10 protein-coding genes, 2 tRNA genes and 1 pseudogene are annotated in these 12,101 nt (G+C 70.2%); 7 read left to right on the top strand and 6 right to left on the bottom strand.

Features of this window, described 5'->3' with window-relative positions:
* The 3 genes and pseudogenes from VFV89_RS14045 to VFV89_RS14055 form a co-directional block, all read left to right on the top strand.
* Window positions 1-223, top strand: a pseudogene (locus tag VFV89_RS14045) (fatty acid hydroxylase family protein); the annotation flags it as partial.
* 104 nt (window positions 224-327) lie between these two features.
* Window positions 328-522: a hypothetical protein gene (locus tag VFV89_RS14050; RefSeq protein ID WP_329706575.1), complete on the top strand. Its 195-nt coding sequence runs from the start codon at window positions 328-330 to the stop codon at window positions 520-522.
* Window positions 523-634: 112 nt separating this feature from the next.
* Window positions 635-1,627 carry a helix-turn-helix domain-containing protein gene (locus VFV89_RS14055; RefSeq protein ID WP_329706576.1) on the top strand — a complete coding sequence of 331 codons (993 nt, stop codon included), beginning with the start codon at window positions 635-637 and terminating at the stop codon, window positions 1,625-1,627.
* 156 nt (window positions 1,628-1,783) lie between these two features.
* Here the strand turns inward: VFV89_RS14055 and VFV89_RS14060 are convergent.
* Both VFV89_RS14060 and VFV89_RS14065 read right to left on the bottom strand, forming a co-directional pair.
* Window positions 1,784-1,859, bottom strand: a tRNA-Ala gene (locus tag VFV89_RS14060).
* An 18-nt stretch (window positions 1,860-1,877) separates the two neighbouring features.
* On the bottom strand, window positions 1,878-2,003 hold the full coding sequence (locus VFV89_RS14065) for a DLW-39 family protein (RefSeq protein ID WP_329706577.1): 126 nt from the start codon (window positions 2,001-2,003) through the stop codon (window positions 1,878-1,880).
* A 155-nt stretch (window positions 2,004-2,158) separates the two neighbouring features.
* Here VFV89_RS14065 and VFV89_RS14070 point away from each other — a divergent pair, with 155 nt between their 5' ends.
* From VFV89_RS14070 to VFV89_RS14085, 4 genes are all read left to right on the top strand, one after another.
* The gene (locus VFV89_RS14070) at window positions 2,159-2,644 is read left to right on the top strand and encodes an RNA polymerase sigma factor (protein WP_329706578.1); all 486 of its coding nucleotides are present in this window, start codon (window positions 2,159-2,161) and stop codon (window positions 2,642-2,644) included.
* Entirely contained in the window at window positions 2,641-4,029 is a 1,389-nt protein-coding gene (locus tag VFV89_RS14075) for a hypothetical protein (protein ID WP_329706579.1), read from the top strand. The genes VFV89_RS14070 and VFV89_RS14075 overlap by 4 nt, the downstream gene beginning before the upstream one ends.
* Window positions 4,020-5,639 (top strand): VCBS repeat-containing protein, encoded by a 1,620-nt coding sequence (locus VFV89_RS14080; RefSeq protein ID WP_329706580.1) that lies wholly within the window; start codon window positions 4,020-4,022, stop codon window positions 5,637-5,639. Before VFV89_RS14075 ends, VFV89_RS14080 begins: the two co-directional genes overlap by 10 nt.
* Before the next feature lie 94 nt (window positions 5,640-5,733).
* The gene (locus VFV89_RS14085; protein ID WP_329706581.1) at window positions 5,734-6,966 is read left to right on the top strand and encodes a toll/interleukin-1 receptor domain-containing protein; all 1,233 of its coding nucleotides are present in this window, start codon (window positions 5,734-5,736) and stop codon (window positions 6,964-6,966) included.
* A gap of 21 nt (window positions 6,967-6,987) precedes the next feature.
* Here the strand turns inward: VFV89_RS14085 and VFV89_RS14090 are convergent.
* The 4 genes from VFV89_RS14090 to VFV89_RS14105 all read right to left on the bottom strand — a co-directional run.
* Window positions 6,988-7,064 (bottom strand) — tRNA-Ile (locus VFV89_RS14090).
* A 216-nt stretch (window positions 7,065-7,280) separates the two neighbouring features.
* Window positions 7,281-8,348, bottom strand: a complete 1,068-nt coding sequence (locus tag VFV89_RS14095) for a DUF3566 domain-containing protein (protein WP_329706582.1) — start codon at window positions 8,346-8,348, stop codon at window positions 7,281-7,283.
* A 54-nt stretch (window positions 8,349-8,402) separates the two neighbouring features.
* Entirely contained in the window at window positions 8,403-11,060 is a 2,658-nt protein-coding gene (gene gyrA, locus VFV89_RS14100) for a DNA gyrase subunit A (RefSeq protein WP_329706583.1), read from the bottom strand.
* A gap of 60 nt (window positions 11,061-11,120) precedes the next feature.
* Window positions 11,121-12,101: toprim domain-containing protein (locus tag VFV89_RS14105; protein WP_329706584.1), on the bottom strand; the 981-nt coding region annotated here is incomplete at its 5' end.

Raw genomic sequence — 12,101 nt, forward strand, 5'->3', positions numbered from 1 at the left:
CGTGCACAGCGACTACCGGCCCCGGTCGAGGTGGTACCGCTCGGTCTGGCGCAACCACCGGCTGCACCACTACAAGAACGAGCACTACTGGTTCACGGTGACCACCGCCGGCACGGCCGACCGGCTCTTCGGCACCTACCCAGCCGACCCGAGCGCCGTGAAGACCTCTCCGACCGTCAGGAAGCTGCACGCGCTGGAGCGGTCGCGGGACCCGGGCGAGTAGCGCTGGTCTAGTCAGGTCGCGACCGGTTGCCCCCGGTCCGGGACGGTGAGAACCGCCCTCCACGCTCGGGACTCGTCCTCCTGGGTGGCGGGAGGAGGAGCGCCGTGGCCGCATTCGTCGACCTGACCGAGCTGTACGAAGCGTCGTACGGCCGGCTCGTCGTGCACAGCCCGAAGGCGTGGATCCGGACGGTCGCGCTCAACCGGGTGCGCGCGGGCTGGCGGCACACGTCCGTCGTACGCCGCCTCCAGCCGAAGGTCCCCGGTCCCCAGGTCCCGGTCGAGGCGGGGCCGCACTAGGGCTTAGGGATCACGGGTTGGGGTGACACCTGGCCCAGCCGGCCTCCGTGCAGGTGTGGGTCACGGGAGGCAGTCTCTGGATTGCGAGATCTAGAGAACGGAAGGCCATCCCGTGACCCACGAAGACATTGTCTATGACCGTCGTGTCCGCCTGATCGAGTACGCCGCCAGGATCGGCAACGTCGCCGAGGCCTGCCGGGTCTTCGGCGTCTCCCGCAACACTTACTACCAGTGGCTGAGGAAGGCCGAGCAGTACGGCCTCTCGGCGCTGCTTCCCCGAGAGCGACGTAAGCCGCACCAGCCCAACGCGATGACCTCAGAAGAAGTCGCGGTCATCGTGTCCGAAGCGATCGCCCGGCCCACGCTCGGTCCGAAGTCGCTGTTGCGGCACCTGCGGGCGCGCGGGGTGGACCGCTCGGCGTCTGGGGTGGCGAAGATCCTGCGGGGCCACCAGCTCGGCACCGCCAAGCAGCGGATCGCCGCGTTGGCGTCGCTGACCGCCGCCGAAACCGGGCAAGTCACCCGCGCCGCGCTCGAGGGACCCTTCGGGTTCTGCATGTACGCCTCAAGGCCAGGTCAGGTGGTCTCCCTGGACACCTTCTACGTGGGCCGGCTCAAGGGCATCGGGGCGGTCTGGCAGCTCACCGCGGTCGACGTCGCGACCCGGACCGCAGTGGTCCAACTGATCATCGGGGACAAGACCGCCACCGTCGCCGCGAGGTTCCTGGACCACCTGAAGAAGACGCTGCGCAAGCACGGCATCACCCTCGAGGGCGTCCTGACCGACAACGGCCCCGAGTTCACCGGCCGGGCCTTCCAGACCCGCGTCGCCGAGCTCGACCTGGTCCATCACCGGATCCCGCCCCGCTCGCCGAACCACAACTCAGTGTGCGAACGGTTCCACGGCACCGTGCTGCACGAGTTCTACCGCCCCCACTTCCACCGCGGCCGCGTCGACGACCCCGCCCTGCTCGACCGGTCCCTCCAGACCTGGCTCGTCGACTACAACCAAGACCGCCCCAACTACGGCCACTACATGGCCGGGCGCACCCCACTGGAGGTCAAGAAGCAACTCCGACGACGGATCCGCAAGACTGCAGCCTGAAGCACACAACCAAGGCAATCAGAGATGCCGACCTGTCACCCCGACCCGTGCGCCGGAAGCACTAGGGGACTCGAACCCCTCACCCCCTGCTTGCACCGCCCAGGAACTGCACAGCCGCTACCGGTTGCGCCAACACCTCCCCCGGGGAGACCGAAGTGGTGGAGCCTAGGGGACTCGAACCCCTAACCCCCTGCTTGCAAAGCAGGTGCGCTACCAGTTGCGCCAAGGCCCCTCGTGAGAGGGATGAAGCTCAGCTGCGCTTGACCGCGTCCGTCGCCTCGGCCCAGAGGGCCTGCTCTGCCTTGCCCTCGTCGTACTTCTTCTTGGCGTAGGCCGCGCCGGCGGCCGCGAGGGCGAGCAGGAGGAGCTTCTTCACGGCGCAGACAGTAGCAAGCGCCCCCCGCGCGCAGAGAACCGTCGCGAGGCCGCGAGCGGTCTAGTCCGGTCCCACCCCAGCCCGCCGGGACGAGGACCGTGGGAACCGGGGCCCGCGCTCAGGACTCGCCACTCCGAGTGCGGGAGAGGAGCGCTGTGGCCGCTGTCGTGGACCTGACCGAGCTGTACGAGGCGTCGTACAGCCGGTTGGTCGCGCAGCTCTACGCGCTCTGCGGCGACATGACGGCGGCCGAGGACGCCGTCCAGGACGCATTCGTCACCGCGATCCGCAAGCGCCGCGACCTGGCCCACGTGCGCAGCCCCGAGGCGTGGATCCGGACGGTCGCGGTCAACCGGGTGCGGGCCGGGTGGCGGCACGCAGCCGTGGTACGGCGCTACCAGCCGAAGGTGCCCGGCCCCCAGGCGCCGGTCGAGGTCGGCCCGCACCACGTCGCCCTCGTCGCGGCGCTGGCGCAGCTCGACCTCGACCACCGGCTCGTGGTGGTGCTGCGCCACGTCGCCGACCTCGGCACCGCGGAGATCGCGGTCCAGCTCGACATCCCGGAGGGCACCGTGAAGTCCAGGCTCTCGCGGGCGCGCACCAAGCTGGCCGGCCTGCTCGACGAGAGGGAGCCGCGATGACCTCCGAGCTCGACACCCTGCGCTCGGTGGCCGACCGGGTGCAGCCGCCGTCCTTCGAGGCGCTGGAGGAGGTCGCGCGGCGGCGTACCCGCCTGGCCGCCGCGGCGATCGCGGTGGGCTGCGTGCTCTCGGTCCTCGTCGTGATGGGCGGGATCGCCGTGGTCGGTGCCGGCGACGACCACTCGGCGCCGCCCGTCCTCAACCCCACCCCGACGCCGACACCCGTTCTTCCGACACCGACACCCTCGCCGATACCGACGCCGACCCACCGATCCGAGACGTCGATGACGCCGCAGGAGATCATCAGCGCCGACGACGCCGAGCTGCAGATCGCCGCGGTGTCGGCGGACGACCCCGACTTCCGCATTTCGGTGTGGATGGCCGAGTGCATCTGGTGTCCGAAGGAGGGCGAGGACAGCCGCTTCCCGCACCCATACTTCGCGACAGCTGCCATTACCGCCGACGGGTACGCCACCGCGACGCTCCGCCGAGCCCCGTGGGAGGACTGCGTGACGTCGGTGCCGTGCGGCAGCCACCCGGTCCACATGGAGTCCGTCGGACCGGGCCTCCTGCTGGTCGTCGACCGCTCCAACGGCTACGAGTGGCTCGTGCGGGACGACGGGACGATCACCGCGCTCGAGCGCGACTTCGACGAGGTGGCTCCGGCCACACCACGGCTGTGGTTCCAGTGCCTCGCCGTGACCGGTCACTCCTCCGGCGGAGCCCCCGAGCCGGACGACGCCCGGATGGCCTGGTGCGCGCTGGATCCCGCCGCAGACACCGTGCACGTCTGGGGCAGGCCCTGGGACGGCTCGCAGTTCAGTGGCGAGGACGAGCCGTCCGCGGCGAGCCCGGCGCTCGGTCTGCCCTGGGGCGTGCGCTGGGTGGACGGGCTGCTGGCCTGGTGGGAGGTCGACGGGACACGCCACTACCACGACTTGGGCCCGGCCACCGTCGGCGGCGTGGTCGACAACGCGCCACCCGGTGTCATGTCGTACTGGGCCTGGCAGCAGGGTTCGCAGGCCATTCGCGTCTTCACGAGCTCCGACCGGGGTGTCACGTGGCAGACGACCCAGCTGGACATCCGGTTCCGGCCTGGCATCTACACCTTCGACCTGTACTGGACCCCGAGCGGTGCCCTGATCGGCCGCCAGACGGGTGACTTCTCCCCCGACGGCTCCGATGACGGGGGCGAGGGCGTGCGGATCTGGCGCGCGGACTTCGTCGACGGCGGCGCCTTCGAGATCACCCACCAGGGGCGCGGCGGCCTCGACCCCGCGTGGTACGAGCATCCCTTCGGCTTCCGTGGTGACCAGATCTGGGCCAACTGGCTCTGGTCCGACGACGACGGCCGGACCTGGCAGGAGGTCACGACGTGGCGCTGATCCTGGTTCGTCGCACCAGAGTGCTCGCGTGCGTGGTCGCGGCCTGGTCGCTCGTCGCCTGCACGGATTCCGACGCACCCGGGTCGGGGGCCGGCGCCACCCATGCGACAGCCGCGTCCGCGACCGCACCCTCAGCGGCCGTCGAGACGACGGCCGGCGCCGTCGACACCTACGCCGATGCCTGGCTGGACGTCACCGACACCGCCCTGGGAACGACCGGCGACTGGTCCAACAAGGTCGAGCTCGCCGACATCGACACCGACGGTGACGTCGACCTGCTCTTCGCCAACGGCGGCGACTACGAGAGCCCCGGCACGCCCGTCGCGAACCGGGTGTTCCTCAACGACGGCGCGGCGAGGTTCACCGATGCGACGAGCGAGGTGTTCGGGAAGGCCGTCGGGATCACCCGCGTGATCAAGGTCGCCGACGTCGATGCGGACTCGGTGCCGGACATCGTCGTCGGCACGGCGTACGGCACGCAGAGCCGGCTCTATCTCGGCGCCGGCAACGGCAGGTGGAGGGACGTGACCAGTACCAACCTGCCGTCGCGACGGCTCAGCGTGGGCGACCTCGAGCTCGGCGACGTCGACGCCGACGGCGATCTCGACATGGTGCTGGCCGACTGGGGACCGGGGTCCCCGATGCGCAACGAGGGCGGGGTCGTCGCGCTGTGGCTGAACGACGGGCGCGGTCGCTTCTCCGACGCGACGGCGGCGCGGATGCCGACGACGAAGGTCAGGTTCAGCTGGGAGCTGGAGCTGGTCGACGTCGACAACGACTGGGACCTCGACATCGCCACCTCGTGCAAGATGTGCCGATCCAGCCTGCTCTACGAGAACGACGGCGCGGGCGGGTTCACCGACGTGACCGAGCGGATGCCGCACTTCACCAACAGCTACGAGTTCACCCCGCTCGACCTCGACGCCGACGGCTACCTCGACCTGGTCACCAGCAACGACGGCGAGGAGACCGGGCTGGGGTTGGCCGAGCACGTCTTCCGCAACGACGCCGGCCGCGGCTACGTCGACGAGACTGACGAGTGGTGGCCATCGGGCATGGGCACCGCCAACGCCGGCTGGGACGACAACATGGTCGTCGGCCTCGACGTCGAGTCGGACGGCGACGCGGACTTCGTGATCGGGTCGCTGGACGGTCCGGACCGGGTGCTGCTCAACGATGGGACCGGTGCGCTGACGGTGAGCAACTCGATCTTCGAGGGCAGCGCCACTCGGGGCACGCTCGGCATCGCGCAGGCCGACCTCAACGGCGACTCCCGGATCGACTTCGTCGAGTCGCAGGGTGAGGCCGACGGCTACGAGGACGAGCGGGTCTACCTGGGAGGAGAGCTGGTGCCACCCGACACCGCACCGCCCGTCATCCGGGCCGAGCTCGTCGACGGCCTCGTCGTCGCCCGTGTGCACGACAACCGCACACCGAACCTGCCGCACGACTGGCAGCGCATCGTCGTCCGCTCGCCCGACCGCCACGCGCGGATGGACTGGTACGGCGAGAACCTGTTCCGGGCCGAGGCGCCCGGCGGCGCAGATCTCGAGGTGTGCGCGACCGACGCTGCCGGCAACCAGGCGTGTGTGCCGGTCGGTACCGCCTGAGCGCACCCCGGTCACTGGCCCGAACGGGCCATGCCCGCGTCCGGCACCGCGTTGCTATCGTCGCGAGATTCTCCAGTTGTGGAGGGGGGCGAAGGTGAAGATCTTCATCAGCTACGCCCGGCTGAACATGACCACCGCCGAGGCGCTCGTCCGCGACCTGCACAGCCTCGGGCACCAGGCGTTCTACGACCAGGACCTCACCGGTGGCCAGCGGTGGTGGGACACGCTCCTGGACCAGATCCAGGCCGCCGACGTGTTCATCCCGGTGCTGTCCGACGAGTACCGCGACTCGCAGGCCTGCCGCGTCGAGGCCGAGTGGGCCGATGCCCTGCACATCCCCTTCGTGCCGGTCTTCACCGAGAGCCAGCTGCCGGGGATGTACGACCCGATCATCGCCGAGGCCAACTGGGTCGCCTACGACCCCGACGGGCGGGACGCCCTCGCCGACCTCGCCCGCGGTGTCGGCTCGACGACCAAGCGCACGCTCCCCGACCCGCTGCCTCCGCGGCCGGCGATCCCGCTGAGCTACCTGGTGATGATGGAGCGCGAGATCCGCGGCGAGGCCGAGCTAGGGCGGCAACGCCAGCTCTCGATCGTCTCGGACCTGCGCAGCAAGCTCGGCACCCGGGAGAGCTCCGGTGCGCGCGAGCTGCTGCAGGCCCTGCGCGAGCGACCCGACGTCACCTTCGAGGTCGCAACGACCGTGGATGCGTTGCTGGCTGCTGCCGACCCCGAGCCCGAGCCGGCGCGGGCGGCCACCGCACCTCCCGTCGCTGCGAAGGACCCGCCGGTACGCCGATCCGGTTGGGCACCACCCGCGCCACCTGCGACGGACCAGGCGGCCTCCACGGCGGCGCGGCCCGCCGCCGCGACCGAGGGATCGATGCTCGCCAGGAGCCTGGCCGCCGCCGGCGCGCTTGCGGCGTTCCTCTCGGTGAGCATCGTGCCGTGGGTGAGCTTGAACAGCGACTCCCGCACCTGGTACGGCTTCTACATCGTCATGACCTTTCCCGAGAGCATGACCGTCGACGTGGCCGGCTGGGTGACCGGGTTCGTGTTCTGCGCCGCCCTTGCCGCGATCCTCCTGGTCCTGGTCGCCTCGCTGTCTCGGGCGTTGTCCCTCGGGCCACGGATCGCTGCTGTCGTCGGAGCCCTCCTGGTCACCGTGCTGGGGTTCGCGGCCACGCTCTCGTTCACCGACAACGACGAGGACCTGCACATGTCGGTGGGTCCGTGGCTGCTGGTCGTCGGCGCGGTGCTGATGGGCGTGGTGCTGCTCAAGCCCTCCATCGGCGGCGGGCGAGCGTCCGCGAGCACGGGGCAGTAGAGCCGGGGCGGCAGGAGCGCCTGGTGGGCCTAGGAGGACTTGAACCTCCGACCTCTTCCTTATCAGGGAAGCGCTCTAACCGTCTGAGCTATAGGCCCGGAAGGTGCATCGGCGATCGGCCGACGGACCGAGGAGAGACCTTACCGGAGCGGCCACATGCCGCAGAAATCCGGCCTTGTGACGGATCCGTGGGTGCCCGCGCGCCCACCAGCCCCATCGGTGGATTTGCCGAGGGAAATCGGCACCTGGTGCCCGAGATCCTCGGCAAAGCCGTGGTCGCCGACCGGACTTCTCGGCTACTCCCTGACGAAGGCTCAGTGGTCCTCGGCCAGCGTGACCTCGATGCCGCCCAGCAGCGAGGCCGACATGTTGTAGAGGAAGGCCCCCAAGGTGCAGATCGCGGTCACCAGGACCACGTCGACCGCGGCCACGATCATCGTGAAGCCGACGACCCGGCGAGTGCCGAGGTAGTCCTCGATGTCGAAGCTCGAGGCGTCCTGGCCGCCCACGACGTCCTGGACGGTCTTGTTGATCGACGACCAGACGTCCGCGGCGCCGAGCACCGTCCAGACCATCAGCACCGAGACCACGATCACGATGCCGAGGGCGATGGAGAGCAGGAACGAGGTCTTCATCATCGACCACGGGTCGATCCGGGTCAGCCGGAGGCGTGCCCGGCGGCCCGGGCGGGGAGCCGCGGCGGCCCGCTCAGCGCGCTTCTCGTCGCGCGTGGGCTTCGGCGGCCTGGCCGGTTTGGGGGCCTTGGCCGGCTTGACCTTGGCGGCCGGTGCATCGACCGGTGCAGCGACTGCAGCGGCGGCGGCGGGAGCCGCCACGGGCCGGGTCTCGGTCGTCCGCGCCGCCGGCATCGCCTGCGTGGTCTGCGTCGGCGGCATGGCCTGCGTGGTCCGGGCGGCCTGGCTCGATGCAGGTGCGGCGCCGGACGGCTGGGCTGCCGCCGCGGGCGGGGCGGGCGGCGGACCGGACGGCGCGGGCTTGGTCGGGGCCTTGGCCGGCTTGGCGGCCGACCGGCGTCCCTGCCGCCCCTGGGCCGGCTGGGCCGGCTGGGCCGACTGGGCCGACTGGGCCGACTGCGCCGGTGGGGTGGCGGGCTTGGGCCGCGCGGACCTCTTCGCCGCGCCCCGGGCCGACCTGGCCTGGGGTGGTTTCGGCGGCGGCGTGGCGCTCCTGGTCGAGCGCGAGCCGCTGCCGTTGCTCGACGAGGACTCGCCCGGGGGCATCGGCGGGAGCACCCGACCGTTGGACCCACCGGCACCTGAGTCCTTGGGCTCCGCGCCGTTGCTGCCCGGCGCCGGCCGCTTCGGCGGGAGGGGCAACGCCACCGTGTCTTCGCGACCGGTGTTGCTCGGGCGGTCAGCCATGGCGACTGTCACTTCCCCCTGCGTCGGGTGCTCAGCTGGACGGTTGGTCAGGCGTCACTCGGACGCGTCCTCCCCGTCGATTGTTGCATCCGTCCCTACATTCTCCGATTCAGCGACCGGTGAAACGTCCTCGGCACCCTCGCTCGGAACCTCGCCGGCGTCCTGGCCGCCGGCCTCCTCGAGCTCCTCCTCCACCTTGGCCTCCACCGAGCGCGCGACCACGGCCACGGCGTCGCCCTCCTTGGGCGTCACGAACTTCACGCCCATCGTCGCGCGGCCGGTCGGCCGGAAGTCGGCGTTGATCGGGCTGCGCACGACCTGGCCGCCCTGGGTGATCGACAGGATCTCGTCACCGTCCTCGACGATGAACGCCCCGACCAGCACACCGCGCTGCTCGTTGGCCAGCGTCATCGCCTTGACGCCCTTGGTGCCACGGTTGGTGAGTCGGTACTCGTTGATCCGGGTCCGCTTGGCGAAGCCGCCGTCGGTCATCGTGAAGACGTATTGGACGTTGTCCTCGGAGTCCTCCGCGGCTGCCTGCGCGGCCGCGATCCGCGACATCGACAGCACCGAGTCGCCCGGGGCGTACTTCATGCCCGAGACGCCTGAAGTTGCCCGGCCCATCGGCCGCAGCTGCGAGTCGTCGGCCCGGAACCGCACCGCCTGCCCCTTGCGCGAGACCAGCAGGATCTCGTCCTCGGGGAAGACCAGCTCGGCACCGATCAGCTCGTCGTCGTCCTCGCGGAAGTTGATCGCGATCACGCCGGCCTGGCGGGGGCTGTTGTAGTCGGCCAGCCGCGTCTTCTTGACCAGACCGTTCTTCGTGGCCAGCACGAGGTAGGGGGCCTGGTCGTAGTCGCGGATCGCCAGCACCTGGGCGATGTTCTCGTCCGGCTGGAACGACAGCAGCCCGGCGACGTGGCCGCCCCTCGCGTCGCGCGACGCCTCGGGCAGGTTGTAGGCCTTGGTGCGGTAGACCCGGCCGGCCGTGGTGAAGAACAGCAGCCAGTGGTGGTTGGTGGTCGCGATGAAGTGCTCGACCACGTCGTCACCGCGCAGTGTCGCGCCGCGCACACCCTTGCCGCCGCGCTTCTGCGAGCGGTACTGGTCGGCCCGGGTCCGCTTCGCGTAGCCGCCGCGGGTGATGGAGACGACCAGCTCCTCGTCGGGGATCAGGTCCTCCATCGAGAGGTCGCCGTCGGCCGCGATGATCTGGGTACGACGGTCGTCGCCGTACTTCTCGACGATCTCGGCGAGCTCCTCGACCACGATCCTGCGCTGACGGGTGACGTTGGCGAGGATGTCCTCGAGGTCGGCGATGATCCGCTCGAGCTCCTCGAGGCGGTCGATGATCTTCTGCCGCTCCAACGCGGCGAGCCGGCGCAGCTGCATGTCGAGGATCGCGGTCGCCTGGAGCTCGTCGATCCCGAGCAGCTCCATCAGCCCCTGGCGCGCCTGCTCGACGTCCGGCGACCGCCGGATCAAGGCGATCACCTCGTCGAGCTGGTCGAGCGCCTTGACCAGGCCGCGCTGGATGTGCGCGTCCTCCTCGGCCTTGCGCAGGCGGTACTCGGTCCGGCGCCGAATGACGTCGATCTGGTGCTCGACCCAGTTGGAGATGAACTGGTCGACGGTGAGCGTGCGCGGGACGCCGTCGACCAGGGCGAGCATGTTCGCCGAGAAGTTGGTCTGCAGCTCGGTGTGCTTGAGCAGGTTGTTGAGCACGACCCGCGCCACCGCGTCGCGCTTGAGCACCACGACCAGCCGCTGGCCGGTGCGCGAAGAGGTGTCGTCGCGGACGTCGGCGATCCCCTGGACCCGGCCGGAGTCGGCGAGCTCGGCGATCTTCAGCGCCAGGTTGTCGGGGTTGACCATGTAGGGCAGCTCGGTGATGACCAGGCAGGTCCGGCCCTTGTTGTCCTCGTCGATCTCGATCACCGCGCGCTGGGTGATCGAGCCGCGGCCGGTGCGGTAGGTCTGCTCGATGCCGTTGCGGCCGACGATCAGCGCCGCGTTGGGGAAGTCGGGGCCCTTGATCCGCTCGATCAGGGCGTCCTGCAGCTCCTCCCGCGTCGCGTCGGGGTGCTCGAGCGCCCAGATCGCGCCGTCGGCGACCTCGCGCAGGTTGTGCGGCGGGATGTTGGTGGCCATGCCGACCGCGATGCCGGCCGAGCCGTTGACGAGCAGGTTGGGGAAGCGCGCCGGCAGGACCGTCGGCTCCTGGGAGCGCCCGTCGTAGTTGGGCTGGAAGTCGACGGTCTCCTGCTCGATGTCGCGGACCATCTCCAGCGCCAGGGGCGCCATCCGGCACTCGGTGTAGCGCATCGCGGCTGCGGGGTCGTTGCCCGGCGAGCCGAAGTTGCCCTGGCCGTGGATCAGCGGGGCCCGCATCACCCACGGCTGGGCGAGCCGGACGAGGGTGTCGTAGATCGCGGTGTCGCCGTGCGGGTGGTACTGGCCCATGACGTCGCCGACGACCCGGCTGCACTTGGAGAAGCCGCGGTCGGGCCGGTAGCCGCCGTCGTACATCGCGTAGAGGACCCGCCGGTGCACCGGCTTGAGCCCGTCGCGTACGTCGGGCAGCGCGCGGCCCACGATGACCGCCATCGCGTAGTCGATGTAGGAGCGCTCCATGGAGGTGCGCAGCTCGACCTCGTCGATGCGTCCGCCGGGGCCGCCTCCGGTCGGAGGCGTGGTGGGGGTCTCGGTCATCTGTGTCTCTCTGACTCTCTCTGCACGTCTCTAGGGATGTCTACGAACGGCGCTAGACACCTAGATATCGAGGAATCGCACGTCCTTGGCGTTGCGCTGGATGAAGGACCTCCGCAGCTCGACGTCCTCGCCCATCAGGGTCGAGAAGGTCTCGTCTGCCAGCGCGGCGTTCTCGAGGGTGACCTGGAGGAGCAGCCGCTGGTCGGGGTCCATCGTGGTCTCCCACAGCTCGTCGGCGTTCATCTCGCCGAGCCCCTTGTAGCGCTGGACGGGGTTCTCCTTCGGGAGCTTCTTGCCGGCCTCCTGGCCGGCGCGCAGCAGCGCGTCGCGCTCGGCGTCGGAGTAGACGAACTCGTGCTCGTGCGGCTTGTTCCATCGCAGCCGGTAGAGCGGCGGCTGGGCCATGTAGACGTGGCCGTGCTCGATCAGCTGCGGCATGAACCGGAACAGCAGGGTCAGCAGCAGGGTGTTGATGTGGTGGCCGTCGACGTCGGCGTCGGCCATCAGCACCACCTTGTGGTAGCGCAGCTTGTCGATGTCGAACTCGTCGTGGATCCCGGTGCCGAGCGCCGAGATGATCGCCTGGACCTCGTTGTTGCCGAGGACCTTGTCGATGCGGGCCTTCTCGACGTTCAGGATCTTGCCGCGGATCGGGAGGATCGCCTGGATCCGCGGGTCCCGCCCGGACTTCGCCGAGCCACCGGCGGAGTCACCCTCGACGATGAAGACCTCGCACTCCTCGGGGTTGGTCGACTGGCAGTCGGCCAGCTTGCCGGGGAGGCCGCCGCCGCCCAGCAGACCCTTGCGGGAGCGGGCCAGGTCGCGTGCCTTGCGCGCGGCGATCCGGGCGGACGCCGCGGCCTGGGCCTTGCGGACGATGTCCTTGCCCTCGGCGGGGTTCTGCTCGAACCACGCGCCGAGCTGGTCGTTGACGAGCCGCTGCACGAATCCCTTCGCCTCGGTGTTGCCGAGCTTGGTCTTCGTCTGGCCCTCGAACTGCGGCTCGCCGAGCTTGATCGAGATGATCGCGGTCAGGCCCTC

The sequence above is a fragment of the Nocardioides sp. genome (assembly GCF_036274455.1).
GTDB lineage: Bacteria > Actinomycetota > Actinomycetes > Propionibacteriales > Nocardioidaceae > Nocardioides.